Source organism: Microcoleus sp. FACHB-672 (genome assembly GCF_014695725.1).
Taxonomy (GTDB): domain Bacteria; phylum Cyanobacteriota; class Cyanobacteriia; order Cyanobacteriales; family Oscillatoriaceae; genus FACHB-68.
In genome coordinates, this window is record NZ_JACJOU010000013.1 from 222400 (window position 1) to 240886 (window position 18487).

Genomic DNA, 18487 nt, shown 5'->3' on the forward strand with positions numbered 1-18487 from the left:
TCTGAAACGAAGCTTTATAATAATTAATAAAACTTATTAATTTATCCCCTGTGGAAGCAACTCTTACAACACCTGCAATTCCTGGTGCCTACTGGAAATGGCGGGGGCACTCTATTTACTACCTACACGCTGGCAGCCGGCAGCCACAACGTCCGCCACTGCTGTTAATTCATGGCTTTGGGGCATCTACAGACCACTGGCGCAAAAATGTTGCCGATTTAGCTGCCGACTTTGATGTTTGGGCTATTGACCTTTTAGGGTTTGGGCGTTCTGCCAAACCGGATCAACTCTACAGTGGTGATCTTTGGCGAGATCAACTGCATGAATTTATTACCGAAGTCATCGGTGAGCCGGCAATCTTGGTTGGTAACTCCCTCGGTGGCTATGCTTCCCTGTGCGTTGCAGCCCAGCGGCCAGAGTCTGCTTTAGGTTTGGTATTAATTAACAGTGCCGGCCCTTTTACCTCTAACGAGCCGGGGCGCCAACCTGACCCGATGCGAGACACCCTAAAAGAGGGCATGAAGTGGCTATTTTTGCAAGATTGGGCGAGTTTCCTGCTGTTTCAATACACGCGCCAGCGCTCAATCATTCGCAAAACGCTAGAGAAAGTTTATCTAGACAAAAGTGCGGTGACAGACCAACTGGTGGAAGATATTTACCGGCCTTCTTGTGATGCCGGTGCGGCAAAAGTGTTTGCCTCCGTCTTCAGATCCCCTCAAGGCGAAAAAGTTGACAGTCTGTTGAGCCGGCTAAATTGTCCGTTGCTGATGCTGTGGGGAGAAGCCGATCCTTGGATGAACTCCAGAGAACGAAGCATCAAGTTTCGCCAATACTATCCCCAGCTAACCGAATATTTCCTGCGTGCCGGTCACTGTCCCCACGACGAAATCCCAGAACAGGTCAATAATCTGATCCGTTCTTGGGCATTGTCATCTGTGGAAAACCAGAAGGCAGAAGCGAGCGAGAAGGAGTAGGAAAACTCTTATTTACCCAAAAACACGGGAAGCAAGTCTTTCTTACAAGTGCGATTACTGAAAGGAAAATAAAGAAGACAACTCTTTAGTCAGTAGTCAGTCCCTAATCATGCCCAATGCCCCATGCCCAATCCCTCGCCTGTGGTAATTCACCACAGGCTCGCCCAATGCCCCATGCCCAATGCCCCATGCCCCATGCCCCAATTAATAAAATCGCAAATGAATCCTCGGGTGCAGCTTGGCTTCCACCGGCTCTCCTCCGATCAAATGCTTCTCAACAATTGCCGGCACATCAGCCGGCGTTATGCGGCAATACCAAATCTCGGCTGGCGTCACCCGGACAGTGGGTCCCGAACTGCACTGTCCCAGACAGCCGCTAGGGTTAATCGTGACGCCCGGAACTGGATGCTCTCGAAACGCTTGTAGCACCTCTGCTGAGCCGTTTCGCTGGCAAGATAGATGCTGGCAAACCATAACGCAAAGATATTTGGGTTGCGGGTGCGGTTGGTCACACTCAGTTTCTGCTTCTGCCATTGATTCGGGTTGCCATGTAAATCGCCTGATGCTTCCGATCTTAACGTCAGGCGTGAGGAGCCTTCGCAGATCAAAAGCTGAGTGTCCTGGCAGAGCTATGATAGGAGATGAATGGATCTTTGTAGCAGATTTAACCCACCATGCCTAAGACCGTTGCCGATGTGATGAGCCGTGATTTAATCATTGTCCGGCCTGAAACCCCCTTACAGGAAGCGATTGAGATTCTGGCTGAACGACGCATTAGTGGTCTTCCCGTGGTGGATGAGACCGGCAAGTTGGTTGGTATCCTTTCTGAAACTGACTTGATGGTGCGGGCAACTGGAACGACTCCTCCGGCTTATATCACGCTGCTTGATAGTGTGATTTACTTAAAAAATCCAGCAACCCACGAACGGGACTTGCACAAAGCCTTAGGGCAGACGGTGGGGGAAGTCATGAGCCAAAATCCGATCACCATCACACCCGATAAATCTCTAACAGATGCAGCACGGCAGATCCATGATCGCAAGATTCACCGCCTGCCGGTGCTGGATGCTAACGGCCACCTGATTGGTATCCTGACTCGTGGGGATATTGTGCGAGAGATGGCAGCCAGTCAAGATTAATCAAAAGTTTTTTATTTTCGCTCGAAAGTTTTGCGCTAGTAGCTAATAGCATTGAACCATTAGCAACTAGCAATAAGATAAGTTGGCAAGTTCGCAAAAGCAAGAGAATGAGTATTACTCCTGAGTCTGTTAGGCAGCAACTAAATTCAGAAGATTTGGGTGAGCGTCTTCGTTCCGTTAACCAATTCCGCCAGCTTGAACCGGCCATTGCATTTGAACTAGCCCAAACGGCTATTCAAGACAGCAACGCCCGCGTTCGCTATGCAGCGGCAAGCCAAATGGCATCATTAGGCCGGCAGGATTTACCAACGGCATTAAATCTGCTGCGTGATCGCCTACTGAACGATCCTGAACCCGATGTGCAAGCAGCAGCGGCAGATTCTTTGGGGGGGCTACAGTTAAAAGAAGCCTTTGAAGACTTACAGCAACTCTATCAAACAACGACTGAGTGGATTGTTAAGTTCAGCATTGTTGCTGCTTTAGGAGAACTGGGAGACGAGCGCTCATTCGAGTTATTAGAAAATGCTTTGAATGCCGGTGAAGACCTCCTAAAAATGGCTGCAATTAGTTCTTTTGGGGAACTCGGAGATAAGCGGGCGATTCCATTACTGACTCCCTTTGCCACCCATGAGGACTGGCAGATCCGCTACAGAGTGGCACAAGCACTGACACGTCTCGGCGGATCGGACACTCGCTCAACCTTAGAAAGTCTTGCCAACGATGAGGTGGATCAGGTGGCTCAGGAAGCTAAAACCGGCTTAACCTCTGCTTAAATGATATGCCGGCATAACATTGCAACAGTCAATAAAAGATCATTGGTTTTTTATGAGATTGGCATAATTAGCAAAACGGCCCTTACAGCTAGGAATTTTCACGATTCTGCTTTAGTTTGATCACAGCAGAATGTAGGGGCTGTTCATTTACTAATCTCTTTATAATTTTTCCTCGAAGGTTTCAATCCCGTTCCAACTTCCTGCTTTCCCAGATATTTGCAGCTCTTGAGCGCGTTTAACATAAAAAGCAGCTGCTTTATCTTGAGCATTCACCTGCAAAATTTGCTCAAAAACTTGACACGCTTCAGCAAAGTTTTGATTTTCATAAAGATTAATAGCTTGTTCAAAATCAGATTGGGTTTGCAGTTTTAAAGCTTTTTCTTGGGCTGGATCTGCGTCGTAAATTTCAAAGACTCCGACGGCTTCTTGCTTACCTTTGACTTTAACTTTACCCAAAAATCGATAGCAATAGTTTGCCGGATCGTTGAGACAATTCAGCGTTTGTTCGCTGATTACAATCCCTGAACCATAAAGTTTTGTCAGTCCTTCCAAACGAGATGTCAGATTCACCGCATCAGCAATTACCGTTGTTTCCATCCGCTGTTCTTCTCCAACAGTCCCTAGCATTAAACTGCCGGTGTGCAAACCAATACCAATCGCAATCGGAGGGTCGCCATTTTCCTGCCGGTGAGTGTTATAAAGTGAGACTTGCTGTTGGATGGCGATTGCTGCTTGCACCGCATCTTCTGCGGTTTCGGGAAACAATGCCATCATCGCATCTCCAATATATTTATCGATAAAACCCTTGTGATTCCGAATCACAGGGCCAACCCGTTTCAAGTAGTCGTTAATAAAATCAAAGTTTTGTTTCGGTGTCATGCTCTCTGACATAGCTGTAAACGAGCGGATGTCAGAAAACAAAATTGTCATTTCTTTAAGAACTTGGTCCCCTAATTTAACATCAATGATGCTTTCATGTCCTAAAAATCGCAGAAACTCATGAGGCACAAAACGCCCGTAAGCAAGGGTTATTTTTGACAGTTGAATGTGAATTTTAATTCGCGCAAGCAATTCATTTTTTGAAATCGGTTTGGTTAAATAATCATTAGCACCTGAAGTAAATCCTTCCATTAAATCGGAAACATGATTCTTCGCGGTTAGTAACACTACCGGCAATTCATTTGCCGCAAATTTTTCCCGAAGTTTTTGACAAACTTCATAGCCGGTCATTCGCGGCATCATGACATCTAAAAGAATGAGGTCTGGTTGAAACCCTTGTTCAATTGTTGCTAAAGCTTCCACCCCATTTGTCGCTTGCGTGAGAGAATAGTTTTGCAGAGATAAATGGTTAACAAGCACTTGCAGATTCACCGGCTCATCATCCACAATTAAAATTTTAAAATCTCCTTGAGAAGCGTTAAATTGAGCAGGATTTAGTTGTGAATCTTGATTAAGCAGTAAATCTGAAACAAAGTTGCGTTCTGGCAAGGTGTCTTCTTCGTTTGTTACAGCTAAGTTTGATAATTTCAAGCGAGGATTGCTGATATTTGTGGGTTGCCTATCTTGAAATGACACCGGCAGGGTAAACGTAAACCGCGAACCTTCTCCCACCGTTGATTCCACCCAAATTTTGCCGCCGTGCAACTCGACAAGCTGTTTGGTAACGGCTAAACCCAAGCCGGTGCCGCCGTATTCTCTGGCAGTTGAACCATCCGCTTGTTCAAACGACTCAAAAATTCTCTCCCATTTGTCAGGGGAAATGCCAATGCCGGTGTCAGAAACGGTAATCGCTAATATTGGTAATTGCGGATTGAGGATTGGTGAGGTAGAAAATTCTTCTGCATTTTCTAATACAGCAGAAATTTCTATTGTGCCGGCTTCAGTAAACTTGATGGCGTTGCCAATTAGATTGTGTAAAATTTGTTGTAACCTATTTTCATCAGCCTCTACCGGCGGCAAATCTGGATCGATTCTATTGATTAGCTCTAAAGATTTTTTGCTGAGGAGAGGTTGGCTCAGCGTCAACACGACATCTGCAATTTCTCGCATTCCCACCGCACTTTTTTGTAGTTCAATATTTTTATGTTTGAGTCTGGAAAAATCGAGAATATCATTAACAAGCTGAGTTAGACGTCGGCCACTTGAAACAATTAAAGAAAGATTGGCAATTTGCTGTGAAGTTATCAAGCCGGTGGCTCCATCAATCATGGATTCAGCAATGCCGATAATGCCGTTAAGGGGGGTGCGAAGTTCGTGAGATGTATTTGCCAAAAACTCATCTTTGAGCTTGGCGATTCGCTGCAATGTAGCATTTTGCATTTCTAGTTGGTTTCGCGCTTCTGTAAATCGGCGTTCTAAAATAACCACCAGAAATAAAATAAAGCCTAACATTCCCCAGTAATAAGTCTCTACCGGCCAGCTAATAATTTTCAGGCTTTCCAGAATATCTGGCAGAGTGCAAAGTGCAAAGACAGTAAACCCTGATGTAAACAACTTTGCTTCAATATTTCCTTTTAAAGCGACTTTAATTGCACTTGCAACTATAATGAATGTACTTCCAATAAACAGAATAAAAGCGATATTTACTGTAGCGTCTAAAAAAGATGATTTAACGCTCACTAAAGTTAAAGCGACAACCGCATAAACAAGATGCAATTGCCATAGCCGCCTGATGATAGATTTACTGCCGGTGCCAAATATTTGCTCGAAAAAATAATATAGCCCAACAGGTATTAAATAAAAGGAGGCTAGCATGATCGGTTCATAATATTTGGGAATCGTAAAAATTAAGTTAATCGTGTGGTTGTCTAAAATGCTGTAAATTCCTAAGCAAATTGAAAAAAAGCTAAATCCTAAATAAACTTTTTTTGTGCTATCTTTTAACAAGTATAAAAACGGGAAAAATCCAATTAACGTAAATAGACATCCTAAAACAAACTTAAAAATTTCTTTTTTAACGACTGATTTAATTAGCTGTGAAAGCGAGCCAACAACTATCTTTTTATCAAGTTTAATATCAATTAAGCTCTGAGAATCTACATTCGCTCTAAAAAGCAATATTTGATTTTGTAAATTAGGTCTTACCGGAATAATCCACCAACTTCTATCTTTAAATGTGAGTATGTTGTCGGCTGCATCTAAATCGGCAAATTTACCAATGAGCTCCTGATTTTGATAGACTTCAAATGACCAAGAAGCTCCTTGCAAATTCAGGCTGGGATATTGCCATCGGCCTTCAGGCAACTTAACACGAAACCAAGCCATTTTTTCTCCCGGAGGTTTCGCTAATTTTGCGGGAATTTGCAATGATTTCCACTCAGGACTGGAGAGTTCCTGATAACTCCACACCGGCACACCCGCCGCATCAAACGGTGAATCACCCCAGCGGTACTGCCAACCTTCTGTAATCGCCACCGGCAGTGAATTTGTGGATTGCGGAACACCAACATAACTCGACTGAGTCGAAAAAAGCTGGCCCATTAGCATAGCCAACAAAAAAGCGCCTAAACATAATAGAATGTGGGCGCGGTTCCAGCGAGATACAAGCCTCATTTTTTAACTCTCCTGAGAAGCGAGCCGCAATGTTTTGGCACCACTTAGCCTAGTTTGAAGCGCCATACAAAAGCGCGGAATCTGACTAAGCAATGATAATCCACTTGCAGCTTAATATACTCCTTAGAAGGCAGCGTGACCTAAATCGTCTGGGGTTAAATGGGAGTGTACGATCTGACCATCGCGGAACCAGACGATGCGGCGGGTACAACGCGCGACATCTGGTTCGTGCGTCACCATAACAATTGTGATACCGGCAGCATTGAGTTCGGAGAAGATATCAATCACTTCTTGAGTGGTTTTAGAGTCCAAAGCGCCGGTGGGTTCATCTGCCAGTAGCAACACGGGACGATTGACAATTGAACGAGCGATCGCCACCCGTTGTTGCTGTCCCCCTGATAGCTGATTGGGTTTGTTATTCAGCCGGTTTTCTAACCCGACTCGAATTAGTGCTTCTGTTGCTCTATCTCGCCTTTCTTGAGGGGAAACACCGGCATACACCATCGGCAGCATCACATTTTCTAATGCTGACAGTTGCGACAAAAGGTGAAATTGCTGAAATACAAACCCCAATTTGAGATTGCGAATCTTTGCTAATTCTGTTTCGTCCATTTCCGCAACATCCAACCCATCAAGATAATATTTTCCCGATGTGGGCCGGTCAAGACAGCCGATAATATTCATAGCGGAAGATTTGCCCGATCCAGAAGCCCCCATAATCGAGCAGTATTCACCCTGTTCTATCGTCAAATCCACACCGTTAAGAGCGCGAACTTCTGTATTGCCCATGCCATAGATTTTGGAAACATTTTCAAGCCCGACAATCACCGGCTTCTGCACTGCCGGGTTGTTGTCTAACGTTTTCAGGGCTTGACTATCTAAGGGTTGGTTTTTCATAAGGATATTCGCGCTAGAGACTCAATGACTGGAAAAATCAGGAGAATACACTAATTTTAATTAAACCAAGAATTTAAAGAAAAAATATGTTTATGGCTATTTTATCTATTGTAATGTTAATTTAAAAAATAGAAAGGTAAAGGTTCCTATAAATACGGTTAAAAAGATGTTTCGTTTTGTGCCGGCAATCGTGATCACGACTTCAATTTGTACCTTTGCGACCCTTGCTTTAGCGCAAAGAAATCGAGAGCCGATTCCAGATCGCAATGGAGATTACAATTCAATCCAGAGACTCAGCGCCAACGGTCAGGAAATTCAGGGAGTTGCCGGCGAACATCGATCTTGGCGAGTTGTTACCGAAGGTTTAAACTGCCGTAATGGCCCTGGCGTCAATCACCGAGTTAGCCGGCAATTTGCTCAGGAAGATTTGTTTCAAGCGGCAAGCTTCGGTCGTGGCGGTTCTGATGAAGTGATCGTGATTCAGCGGGACAAAGCCGGCAAACCTTGGCTACGGGTGGAACTTAACGGGGGTCAGTGTTTTGTCAGAGCAAACAGCCGATATATTGAACCTAACAGCTTGGAGTGAAATTTAAGCACTTCTGAGGGCAACAATTGGGTCAAGTCTAGCCGCCTGGCGTGCCGGCACTACTCCGAAGAAGAAACCAATGCCACCAGAAATGCTGGTAGCCATAGCAATTGCCACGAGAGAAACGCCACCCTTCAAAGGTGTAAACGCTCCGATCAGCATGATACCGCTAATGCCGAAACCGACACCAATTAAACCGCCCACAACTGACAGAATGACTGATTCAATCATGAACTGAACCAGGATATCTTGCTGGGAAGCGCCAATTGCTTTACGCAGTCCAATTTCCTTGGTGCGTTCGGTAACGGAGACGAGCATAATGTTCATAATTCCAATGCCGCCTACAAACAGAGAAATTGCCGCAGTTGCCGCCAATAGTAACGTTAGCGCCCCTGTAATGCTGCCCAAGGTATTCATTAACTCCTGCTGATTTCGCACTGTGAAATCATCTTCATTTATGATTTTATGGCGCAATCTCAGTAGATTTTCTATTTGAAACTGCGCCTTTTTCATACTCGCCTCATCCTGAATAGAGACGGATATAAAGGTTACCTGAATCCCATAAGGAGATGACCGGCCTACAATCCTTCGCGCCATTGTGGTAATTGGCACGTAAACATTCATGTCCTGATTTTCACCAAAACTTGAACCCTTTGGTTGCATCACGCCAATAACTTGCAGGCTGACATTTTTAAGACGAATCTGTTCGCCCAGCGGGTTTTTATTTCCAAACAATTGCTGGGCTATTTCTGAACCCAGAACCACAACATCTTCTTGCCGCTGCAAATCTAAATTCATCAAAAAGCGGCCTTTGGCAATATCGAAACTTCGGACAGAAAGATATTCTGGCGTGGTTCCCATAATCGTTGCTGAGATATTTTTGTTGCGATAGGAAAGTAGTTCGCTGCCGTTGAGTGTCGGCGCAACTTCACTAACAGAAGCAACTTGCTCAGCAATTGCTTTTGCATCATCCAGTACCAGTGTTTGGGGCGGGTAAATAGGCCGTCTTTGAGCTTCAGGACTCCCTGGAATTACGAACAACAAGTTTGAGCCTAAAGAATTAACCTGATCGCCAACAAATTTTTGCGCTCCTTCTCCGATCCCAACCATTGCAATTACTGAAGCATTGCCAATAATAATTCCCAGCATGGTTAGGCTGCTTCGGAGTTTATTGGAGAGCAACGTTGTGGTTGCCATTTTGACGCTTTCAACAATATCCATTGTTCTTTGGTGATTTCTCTTTGGTTATTGATTAGGCTTTTTACAAAAGTTAGCGATTTTGGATTAAAAAACCACAGATACACACAGATAGTTTATTAAGATTGTTGGCTTTTGCAAAGTGTTTTGGAGGATTTAAAAACCGCAGATGCACGCAGATTAATGCAGATGACTCAGATAAGGTTAAGGGTTTTGATGCGTTTGGTTGCGGTTTTTTGAGGGTTTTGTTAGAGATATATGGATGAGGGTTTATTTAATCGTTTTGATCACATCTTCTAGTTTTTTACCTTCGGGAAGTTCAAGAAATACGCGGTCACCGGCTTTTACGCCATCTAAGACTTGAATTTGATTACCAATGGCAGAGCCAACGGTAACAGATTGAAATTTAGGTTGATTTTTTTCGTCAGGAATTAAGACGCCGGTTTCCCCTTTGTTGGTGACAATTGCCACGGTAGGAACCACCAAAGCATTACTGAGATTGTCGCCGACAAATTTAATATCTACATTCATTCCCGACTGTAACTGATCTTTGCCGGCATCTATGCTCACCCGTACTTGGAATAAGGTGACATCTCGCTCTTTCACGGCTTCCGGGGCAATTAAATGAACGCGACCTTTAAAGACGCGGTCAGGATAAGCATCGGCAACAATTTCAACCGTTTGACCGGCTTTAATTTGACCGATATCTGCTTCGGGGACTTTGGCTAAGACTTCCAAATCCCTCGCGAGGGCAACAATAGAAGTTGACGTTGCCGAAGACGCGTCAGAAGCAGAGGTTGCCGGCGTCACAAACGCACCTTCTATGGCGTATCTCTGCGTAATAATCCCAGCAAAGGGAGCGCGAACTTTTGTATCTTCCAATTGCACTTCATAAAAGCGCACTTGCCCTTCCGCCTCGGTAACATCTGCCTTAGCCGCAGCAATTTCTTCTGGGCGCGTGCCATTTTGCAGCTGCTCTAAACTGCTTTGGGCTTCTGCCACTGCCGCTTCGGCTTGTTCAATTTCCTCTGGGCGGGTGCCATTTTGCAGTTTTTCTAACCGACGGTTTGCTTCTGCAACACCGGCTCTCACTTGTTCTAGGTTTGCTTGTGCCCTACGCTCTTCATCGAGAAACTGATCCAAGTCTTTTCTGGCAATTGCCCCCACGTCGGCTAGTTCCCGGTTGCGCCTGACATTGCTGGAAGCCAAGTTTAACCGCGATTGCGCCTCTTCTACTTGCGCCTGTGCTCTCGTTACACCGGCTTCGGCTTCGGCAACATCCTCAGAACGGCTGCCGGCTCGCAATTGGTCTAAACTCGCCTGCGCTTGGTTCAGACGTGCCTGCGCTTGGACGATTTCTTCTGGCCGGCTCCCTGTCAGCCGCTGTTGCAAACGGGCTTTGGCGCTAGAGAGCCGCGCTTGTGCCTGCATTAGTTGTGCTTCTATTTCGGCACTTTCCATGCGAGCAACGACTTTCCCCGCCTCCACGCTGTCGCCTTGCTCTACATATAATTCAGCTAAACGTCCTTGTGTTTTCGGACTAAGATTGACCCGCTGCACCGGCTGCACTGCCCCACTCGCCCCGATCCGCACTGTCAGATTTTTTGACTCCACCGGCACGGTTAGCTGGCTGATATCTGCCTTGGGTGCGGCATTCCGCAACGCCACAAATGCCGTGCCGCCGGTGCCCAGCAACGCAGCCGCAATCAGCCCGATTGCCCAACCTTTCCCTTTCGGCATCCATTTTCGTTTGGGCTTGCCTGAGCGATCAACAGGCGGCTCTGGTGGCAGTTGCCGGTCTTGTTTGAGAGCTGATTCTTTATTCGTTGCTGGCTGCAATTGCATGACCGTATTCCTGAAATCAATCAGTAAAAATGAACGAGAATTCGTCGGATTATTTCTAAACTCTGGAAAGCAGGGCCGAACTAGGCGACATAACGATTGGCTGCGAATCAGCTGAATTCAACGCCGGCGGCTAGAGTTGTATTAATTGTAACGATTTGTAACGACTTTTTCTGGAATGGAAATCACTGAGGCAAAGATGCGAACCCTTCTCATCGGCTTACTTTCCAACTTACGCTCCCCATCACAGATCGCACGTCCTCCAGTTGACTCACCTGAGTGCATGACTTTTAAGACTTCTGCGAAACATTGGGCCGGTCTCTTGGGGGATGTTCTTGTTCCCAATGCTCAATCATCATTGGAAATTGCCCCTCAAAAAAAGCGTGAAAGTCGTGCATCTCTTGCAAGCGTTGCCGCCGCTGCGGATCTTCGCCTTCTAGGAGTTGCAACCCATGTTCAGCTAGCTGTCGAATTGCTGTGATTCGAGCAACTCGTTCTTTGATTAACGCTGACCAAGCACCCAGTTTGATACAAAAGTAGTCCCGGCGATCTCCGGGCAGGCTCGTGCGCTCTACTAAGCCGGCTTGAATCAGCAGCCGAGTCATGGTGCTAATCGAGCCTTTGCTAGCTTGCAAAACCTCGGCTAGTTCGCCTGTAGACTGGTGCGGCGGGTTTGAAATCAACAGCCAGCCTAAAATTCGACCGGCCATTCGAGGTAGACCGGCGAACTCGAACAATAAGCCCACTTCTTCGACAAACCGCTTCAATTCAAATTGCCGTTGCTCTTCGTCCACACGTTATGCCTTTGCCAGGGATTTGAACCCATCCGTAATTTAACATCTTTCTGAATGTTCAGTCAAGACTGAACGATTAGAACTCTCTTTGTGCTTTAAGTCATATTTTTGTTAAGATGTCAACAGTAAGCGGTTAGGTTAATCACTCAGTAAATTCAGGTGTTTAACCCGCTTTGTTAAAGTTAAACCGCTACGGGAATTAGGCCGTAGTCCAAGGTGCCACTCTGCCGGGTGTCAGTCCCGCAGAAAGCAGTTTAATGCTTGGGGCGCAGGCAATGCTTCCACCCTTGGTCATGGAGAGCGCCTGTAGGCCGGCTTTTGTGAGGCGAGCCGGTCTTATCCAAATCTTTGATATCGGCACCGGCTGTGTAAGACTTAACCGACTTTTTGCAAGAGTGTCACAGCCGAAAGGTGCTCAAGGGCTAAAACAAAGGCAAAATGAATACTGGCTGGCAGGTTGGACTGGTTTTGTCAGAATCTTCAGTGTCGGTTAAATCGATTCGCAACAATTATGGCAACACAAGCATCCTAAATTAATAAAGAGCGCTGAACTAACCCAGCGCAGTAAATTTAATCGTAGTAAGAAAGGTAAATTGTTATGGCATTGGATGTACGCAGATTTTATAAAGCTTGTAACCCCTCCAAAGCAATCGATATGAAAAATGCCGAAGAGGAGAAATACTACATAGATTTCTCCCCTGTGCGAGGCAGCAAAATTATCGAAGAAATCGAGCGCACCATCGCCATTCTGCAAGCCGATGAGCCAACTTGCCAGTTGTTTAGCGGTCATATCGGCTGTGGGAAATCTACAGAACTGCTCAGACTCAGAACCGAATTAGAAGCACAGGGATTTCACGTCGTTTATTTCGAGTCCAATCAAGACTTGGAATTAGTAGACGTTGATGTTAGCGATATTTTGCTGATGATTGCTCGTCAAGTTAGTGAAAGTATTGAGAAACTGAAGATCGAGTTGAAACCAAAAGGCTTTAGATCTTTACTTAAAGGTGCAGCCGATCTTCTGCAAACCGAGATCGATTTAACCGCTGAAGCCTCGCTGCCGGGAGTGGGAAAAGTGCGTGCCGGCACAGATGGAGAGTTTTCACTGGCATTTGGAATTGGCAAGATCACAGCACAAGCCAAAGAAAGCCCCGATGTCCGCAGCCGGCTCAGGGAATACCTCGAACCGCGCACCAATAGCATTCTGCAATCAATTAACCAAGAACTTCTAGAACCGGCCATTCACTCACTCAGACAGCGGGGAAGAGAAGGACTGGTGGTGATTGTCGATAACCTGGATCGGGTTGATCCGCGCCGGCTGCCATCTGGAAGAACACAGCCAGAATATCTCTTTGTTGATCGCGGTGAGCAGTTACGCAAACTCAACTGTCACCTGGTTTATACGATTCCCTTGGTATTAACTTTCTCCAATGATTACGGTTCATTGATGTCTCGCCTGGGGGGGGGTGTAGATGCTAAAGTCTTGCCAATGGTGCCGGCACAGCTATCCGATGGGCTGGACTGCACCGAAGGCGTGGCATTGCTGCGGCAAATGGTACTCGCGCGTGCATTTCCGGATGTCGAACCAGATCGACGCATTACTTTAGTAACAGAAATCTTTGATAGCCTTGATACCTTAGATCGGCTGTGCCGTGTCAGTGGTGGTCATGTTCGGAATTTATTAGGGCTACTCTATCGCTGTATTCAAAAAGGCGATCTACCCATCCCGCGTCAGCGGTTAGAAAGCGTTATTCAGGAACGCTGCAACGAACTCTCGCGAGCAATTGAACCCGATGAATGGGAATTACTGCGTCAAGTGGCCCGAACAAAAAGCGTCAGGGGTGAAACAGAATATCAAATCTTGCTCCGCAGTATGTTTGTGTTTGAATACCGCAACGATCAAGGGCACTGGTACGACATCAATCCGATTTTGGCAGAAGCAAAAGAATTCAAGTCATGATGCAGCCGAACCAAGATGAAGAAGTTGTGGCCGGTAACGAGGGTTCATTGCAAACCCTCTACCGCGCAATCGCACTCAGTGAAGATCAATTTTCACTGATCTTAGTGTGCTGCAACTATGAATCTTTGCGTGAGCGTATGGTTCGGCTGCTGCGAATACTATGTGGCATAGAAATACCAGAACTTGTCTTAGGGGAGACAGTCCAGACACTTTATAGCCCGATCCAAGCCGCATTCGGCAGCGCTCAGCCACCGGCATTGATGGTATTTGGCTTAGATGGGGTGAGAGCAATTGAGCAAGTGCTAACCTCAATGAATGCTGACCGGGAGGAGTTTCGCAAACACTGCCATTTTCCGCTTTTATTATGGGTTAATGATGAAATTCAGCCCAAGATGATTCGGCTAGTACCTGATATTGAAAGCTGGCTAACAACGGTTGAATTTGCGCTACCCACGAACGAATTAATTGATTTTTTACGACACAAAATTGAGCGAATTTTTAGTGCAGTTTTAGAAACAGGCGCTAGCAACTTTTTGTCCAATTGCCACCTCCTAGGTAAGCGCAGTTGCTTAGAGTTTCAGTCAGCTTTGAAAGATTTGCAACGGCGTGGAATTCAGTTAGATTCAGCGTTAGAAGCTGGTGTGAAATTTGTTCTGGGTCGAGATGCTTACGCGCGTGATCTCATTGATGACGCAATCGAGCATTACCAAAAAAGTTTAGCCTTTTGGCAAACGCCTAGGGAAGAGGAGTCGGCAGGGACATCTGCTGAAAGTTGTTCCCTGCAACCGGCTCCTTATTTAGAGCGACAGGGTGTTTTGCTGTTTCATATCGGACTGTGCTATCGCCGCACTGCTGATCGGGTGCCGGCCCAAAAGCGCAGATACTGGCAACAATCCCGACGTTATTTCCAACAGTGTGTAGATATCTTGGAGCGAGCAGGACGTCCAGATTTAGTTGCACAGTTTATTAGCCACCTTGGAGAAGTTTTGCAGCGATTATCTGCTTGGGAATCGCTAGAAGTCCTGGCCCACAGATCCCTGCAACTCCATCAGATGTTTGGCAATTCCATTCAGTTAGCCCAAGATTATGCGTTTTTCGCAAAATCTGCCCTGCGACACGCTCGATGGGAAGACGCCAAACAACAAGCTGAACTCGCACTGCAAATCTTAAACGATGTTGTCGGCCAAACTCAAAATCCAGAGTTATTTCCCTTACTTTGGAGGCAAGTTTGCCAATTATTTCTCGTGAAAGCGCAGCGGCATTTGGGGCAGCGACAAGAAGCGCATAACAGTTTAGAAGAGATTGCTTTTGAAATGACAACAGCGATTAGTGAAAGTGAGCCTCGATATGACCCCCTCCGCTACATTCGATTTTTGGAAATATTGCGCTCGCTGTACTTTGAAGAAGGTCACTATCGAGCGGCATTTTGGATTAAGCAACAACAGCGTTCTATTGAGCAGCAATATGGGTTACGGGCTTTTATTGGGGCTGGCCGGCTCCAACCTCAACAACCGGCAATTAATCTAGCAGCAGTGGTAGAATCGGCACATCAAGGCACCGTTGCCTGCGAAATTATAGCGTCTGGCCGGCAACAGGATGTCAATCGTTTAAAAACCAGAATTAGCAGCCCTCAGCATAAACTGACGGTGATTCACGGGCAGTCTGGTGTTGGCAAAACTTCGATTATTACTGCCGGCTTAGTTCCTGCTCTTAAAGAAAGTTGTATTCGCACGCGAGACGCCTTGCCGGTGGTGCTGCAAGTTTATAACGATTGGGTCAGCAAATTAGGCCGGCAGTTATCAGATGCGCTCTTAGAAATTAAAGGTATTCAATTTAACGAGCCGCTGGATTCTCCCTTGGCAATTTTGGAATTATTGCGACAAAATGCAGAACGCAATCTCTTAACAGTCTTAATCTTTGACCAATTTGAAGAATTTTTCTTTACAAATAAATCTCAATCTGAAAGACAGAAATTTTATACTTTTTTAAACGAGTGCCTAAATATTCCTTTTGTGAAAGTCGTGCTGTCCATGCGGCAGGATTACTTACATTATCTATTGGAATGTACTCGCCTCACCAGGCTGGATGCTATTGATAACGATATTCTCAGTAAAGAGACTCTTTATTATTTAGGAAATTTTACGCCGGCAGATGCGAAAGCCGTTATCCAAAGTTTGACGCAACGCTCCCGATTTTATTTAGAGCCGGCCTTAATTGAGCAAATCGTGCAGGATCTAGCGGGAGAAAGTGGCGAGGTTCGCCCTATAGAGTTACAGGTAGTGGGTGCCCAACTGCAGGCGCAAAATATTACAACACTAGCGCAGTACCTGCAAAAAGGGCCGAAAGCAAAATTAGTTGCAGAGTTTTTAGAAGAAGCCGTCAAAGACTGCGGCCCAGAAAACGAAAATATTGCCCGAATGGTGCTGTATTTTCTCACCGATGAAAACGACACCCGCCCCCTCAAAACTCGCGCTCAATTAGCGGATGATTTAGCAGCAGAACCCGAAAGATTAGATTTAGTATTAGAAATTTTAGTTCAATCTGGAATCGTTTCCTTATTAAAAGAAGTCTCGGTAGATTTTTATCAACTCGTTCACGATTATTTAGTTAGTTTAATTCGTCAGCGCCAACACCCGCAACTGCAAGCAGAACTGCGATTAACAAAAGAACAGCTCAGACAGGCACTGTCTCAAGAACAGCAAGAACGAAATCGGGCAGAAATTGCGGAAATTGAAGCACTTTCTTCATTATCTCAAGTCTTACTGCTATCACATGATCAACTCGCAGCATTAGTCGCCAGCGTCAAAGCCGGCAGACAATTGCAACAGACACACGCCCCCCTAGACGTTAAACAGCGAACAGTCGAGATATTGCGGCAAGCTATCTCAGAAGCGCGAGAACGCAATCGCTTGCAGGGACATCAAAATTGGGTAACTCAGCTCAGTTTCAGCCCTAATGGCCGGCTGCTAGCCTCTGGGAGTGGGGATGGAACGGTGAAACTGTGGCAACTTGACGGCAGCCAAATCCTAAGTTTTCAAGGCCATAGCGATTGGGTAAATAGTGTCAGTTTCAGTCCAGATAGTCAAATTATTGCCTCTGCCAGTTGGGACAAAACAGTGAAACTTTGGCAGCTAGATGGCACTGTGATTACCACTTTTAGAGGCCACAGTGAGCGCATCTTTAGCGTGTGTTTCAGCCCGGATGGCCAGACGATTGCTTCTGCCAGTGAGGACATGGCGGTGAAACTGTGGCAGCGGGATGGAACTTTGCTAACCACCCTCACGGGACATCAAGGTTGGGTGAGTGGCCTGAGTTTTAGCCCGGATGGCCAGATAATTGCTTCTGCCGGCACAGATAGTACCGTGAAACTGTGGCAACTTGACGGCACATTACTAACCACCCTCAGCGGTCATGGCGACCGAGTTTGGAAGGTGAGTTTCAGTCCTGACGGGCAATTGCTGGCTTCCGCGAGTGCCGATAAAACCGTCAAACTTTGGCGAAGGGATGGGACATTGCTGGCTACAATTGCCGGCCATAGTGATTGGGTTTCCAGCGTCGGTTTCTCTCCAGACGGGGAGATACTAGCCACCGGCAGTTGGGATAAAACAGTGAAACTTTGGCAGCTAGACGGAACCGCTATCGCCACTTTTAAGGGTCACACTGACAAAGTTAATAGCGTGCGGTTTTCGCCAGATGGGGCGATCCTGGCTTCTGCCGGCGCAGATACCACGATTCGGCTATGGCAGATTGATCTGGCTTGCCGGCGCAATATCGCTCATCTAGATCGGGTGATGAGTGTGGGTTTCTCTCCAGATGGCAGGACACTCGCCACTGCCGGCTTTGATAAAATGATCAATCTCTGGCGTCTGGATGGCACACTTCTAGCAACGCTTGCCGGTCATAACGACTGGGTGAAGCGCGTCTGTTTCTCCCCAGATGGGCAGATTTTGGCGTCTGCAAGTGCGGATAGAACCGTGAAACTGTGGCGTGTTGATGGCACACTCTTAGCAACGCTTACCGGCCATCACGATTGGGTCGGTGGCGTCTGTTTCTCGCCGGATGGTGAGATTTTGGCGTCTGCGAGTGCGGACAGAACCGTGAAATTGTGGCGTCTTGATGGCACACTGCTGGTTACCCTGAGAGGTCACACAGACAACGTTTGGAGTGTATGTTTTTCACCGGATGGCAAGACATTAGCTTCTGCCAGTTGGGATTCTACGGTTAAGCTGTGGAACCTGGAAAGCCTGGACGCTGTAGAGCCGGTTTTGACAACGTTGCAAGGTCATAGCGATCGCGTCTGGGATGTGAGTTTTACCCCGGATGGCCAGATTTTGGCCTCTGCCAGTTGGGACAAAACTGTTAAGCTTTGGCGTTTGGATGGAACGCTCTTGCAAACCTTTGAGGGACATCGAGATTCAGTTTTGAGTGTGAGTTTTAGTTCAGACGGCCAGATTTTAGCCTCTGCCGGCGCAGACAAAACTATCAAACTATGGCTTTTAGATGGGACAGAACTGCAAACTTTGCGGGGTCATAAGGATACGGTTTCACAAGTAAGTTTTAGTCCAGACGGCCAAAGTTTGGCCTCTGCCGGCGCTGATAAAACGGTGAAACTCTGGAGTCTTGATCGCCTAGAACCCGAAGCTTTGGATCTTGATGAGTTACTGCTGCACGGTTGCAATTGGCTCAGTGACTATCTAAGAACCAATCCCAATGTGAGTGAGAGTGAGCGACATTTGTGTGAGGGAATGGCAAACGAGACTTAAAAGCGTTTTGCCA

13 protein-coding genes are annotated in these 18487 nt (G+C 46.4%); 6 read left to right on the top strand and 7 right to left on the bottom strand.

The annotated features are described in order from the left end of the window. Nucleotides 1-50: 50 nt before the first annotated feature. Nucleotides 51-974 carry an alpha/beta fold hydrolase gene (locus tag H6F56_RS08830; protein ID WP_190666922.1) on the top strand — a complete coding sequence of 308 codons (924 nt, stop codon included), beginning with the start codon at nt 51-53 and terminating at the stop codon, nt 972-974. A 204-nt stretch (nt 975-1178) separates the two neighbouring features. Here H6F56_RS08830 and H6F56_RS08835 read toward each other — a convergent pair whose 3' ends face one another. Continuing rightward, nucleotides 1179-1508: a (2Fe-2S) ferredoxin domain-containing protein gene (locus H6F56_RS08835; protein ID WP_190666925.1), complete on the bottom strand. Its 330-nt coding sequence runs from the start codon at nt 1506-1508 to the stop codon at nt 1179-1181. A gap of 140 nt (nt 1509-1648) precedes the next feature. On the opposite strand from H6F56_RS08835, the gene H6F56_RS08840 reads away from it, so the two are divergent. Together H6F56_RS08840 and nblB are read left to right on the top strand one after the other, a co-directional pair. Beyond that, nucleotides 1649-2113 (top strand): CBS domain-containing protein, encoded by a 465-nt coding sequence (locus H6F56_RS08840; protein WP_190666927.1) that lies wholly within the window; start codon nt 1649-1651, stop codon nt 2111-2113. 107 nt (nt 2114-2220) lie between these two features. After that, nucleotides 2221-2886 (top strand): phycobilisome degradation protein NblB, encoded by a 666-nt coding sequence (gene nblB, locus H6F56_RS08845; protein ID WP_190666928.1) that lies wholly within the window; start codon nt 2221-2223, stop codon nt 2884-2886. A gap of 159 nt (nt 2887-3045) precedes the next feature. Here nblB and H6F56_RS08850 read toward each other — a convergent pair whose 3' ends face one another. Further along, nucleotides 3046-6438 carry an ATP-binding protein gene (locus H6F56_RS08850; protein ID WP_190666930.1) on the bottom strand — a complete coding sequence of 1131 codons (3393 nt, stop codon included), beginning with the start codon at nt 6436-6438 and terminating at the stop codon, nt 3046-3048. 123 nt (nt 6439-6561) lie between these two features. Beyond that, entirely contained in the window at nt 6562-7227 is a 666-nt protein-coding gene (locus H6F56_RS08855; RefSeq protein ID WP_242031931.1) for an ABC transporter ATP-binding protein, read from the bottom strand. A 274-nt stretch (nt 7228-7501) separates the two neighbouring features. Here H6F56_RS08855 and H6F56_RS08860 point away from each other — a divergent pair, with 274 nt between their 5' ends. Continuing rightward, nucleotides 7502-7921: an SH3 domain-containing protein gene (locus H6F56_RS08860; RefSeq protein ID WP_190666932.1), complete on the top strand. Its 420-nt coding sequence runs from the start codon at nt 7502-7504 to the stop codon at nt 7919-7921. Between the two features lie 3 nt (nt 7922-7924). On the opposite strand, the gene H6F56_RS08865 is transcribed toward H6F56_RS08860, so the two are convergent. The 4 genes from H6F56_RS08865 to H6F56_RS08880 all read right to left on the bottom strand — a co-directional run bounded on the left by H6F56_RS08865 (nt 7925) and on the right by H6F56_RS08880 (nt 11754). Next, a complete protein-coding gene (locus H6F56_RS08865) occupies nt 7925-9142 on the bottom strand; it encodes an ABC transporter permease (RefSeq protein WP_190666934.1) in 1218 nt (405 codons plus the stop codon). Nucleotides 9143-9388: 246 nt separating this feature from the next. Beyond that, nucleotides 9389-10963 (bottom strand): efflux RND transporter periplasmic adaptor subunit, encoded by a 1575-nt coding sequence (locus H6F56_RS08870; protein WP_190666936.1) that lies wholly within the window; start codon nt 10961-10963, stop codon nt 9389-9391. A 141-nt stretch (nt 10964-11104) separates the two neighbouring features. After that, complete coding sequence (locus H6F56_RS08875) at nt 11105-11245, bottom strand: hypothetical protein (protein ID WP_190666938.1); 141 nt, start codon at nt 11243-11245, stop codon at nt 11105-11107. A 5-nt stretch (nt 11246-11250) separates the two neighbouring features. After that, nucleotides 11251-11754, bottom strand: a complete 504-nt coding sequence (locus H6F56_RS08880; protein WP_309236478.1) for a GbsR/MarR family transcriptional regulator — start codon at nt 11752-11754, stop codon at nt 11251-11253. 598 nt (nt 11755-12352) lie between these two features. Here H6F56_RS08880 and H6F56_RS08885 point away from each other — a divergent pair. Both H6F56_RS08885 and H6F56_RS08890 read left to right on the top strand, forming a co-directional pair. Continuing rightward, nucleotides 12353-13711, top strand: a complete 1359-nt coding sequence (locus H6F56_RS08885) for an AAA family ATPase (protein ID WP_190666939.1) — start codon at nt 12353-12355, stop codon at nt 13709-13711. After that, entirely contained in the window at nt 13708-18474 is a 4767-nt protein-coding gene (locus H6F56_RS08890; RefSeq protein ID WP_190666941.1) for a hypothetical protein, read from the top strand. Before H6F56_RS08885 ends, H6F56_RS08890 begins: the two co-directional genes overlap by 4 nt. Nucleotides 18475-18487: the final 13 nt, after the last annotated feature.

Bases quoted from the DNA above. Each gene is read 5' to 3' on its own strand.
- H6F56_RS08835 (WP_190666925.1), bottom strand. From the start codon at position 1,508: ATGGCAGAAGCAGAAACTGAGTGTGACCAACCGCACCCGCAACCCAAA.
- H6F56_RS08840 (WP_190666927.1), top strand. From the start codon at position 1,649: ATGCCTAAGACCGTTGCCGATGTGATGAGCCGTGATTTAATCATTGTC.
- nblB (WP_190666928.1), top strand. From the start codon at position 2,221: ATGAGTATTACTCCTGAGTCTGTTAGGCAGCAACTAAATTCAGAAGAT.
- H6F56_RS08850 (WP_190666930.1), bottom strand. From the start codon at position 6,438: ATGAGGCTTGTATCTCGCTGGAACCGCGCCCACATTCTATTATGTTTA.
- H6F56_RS08855 (WP_242031931.1), bottom strand. From the start codon at position 7,227: ATGGGCAATACAGAAGTTCGCGCTCTTAACGGTGTGGATTTGACGATA.
- H6F56_RS08860 (WP_190666932.1), top strand. From the start codon at position 7,502: ATGTTTCGTTTTGTGCCGGCAATCGTGATCACGACTTCAATTTGTACC.
- H6F56_RS08865 (WP_190666934.1), bottom strand. From the start codon at position 9,142: ATGGATATTGTTGAAAGCGTCAAAATGGCAACCACAACGTTGCTCTCC.
- H6F56_RS08870 (WP_190666936.1), bottom strand. From the start codon at position 10,963: ATGCAATTGCAGCCAGCAACGAATAAAGAATCAGCTCTCAAACAAGAC.
- H6F56_RS08875 (WP_190666938.1), bottom strand. From the start codon at position 11,245: ATGCACTCAGGTGAGTCAACTGGAGGACGTGCGATCTGTGATGGGGAG.
- H6F56_RS08885 (WP_190666939.1), top strand. From the start codon at position 12,353: ATGGCATTGGATGTACGCAGATTTTATAAAGCTTGTAACCCCTCCAAA.
- H6F56_RS08890 (WP_190666941.1), top strand. From the start codon at position 13,708: ATGATGCAGCCGAACCAAGATGAAGAAGTTGTGGCCGGTAACGAGGGT.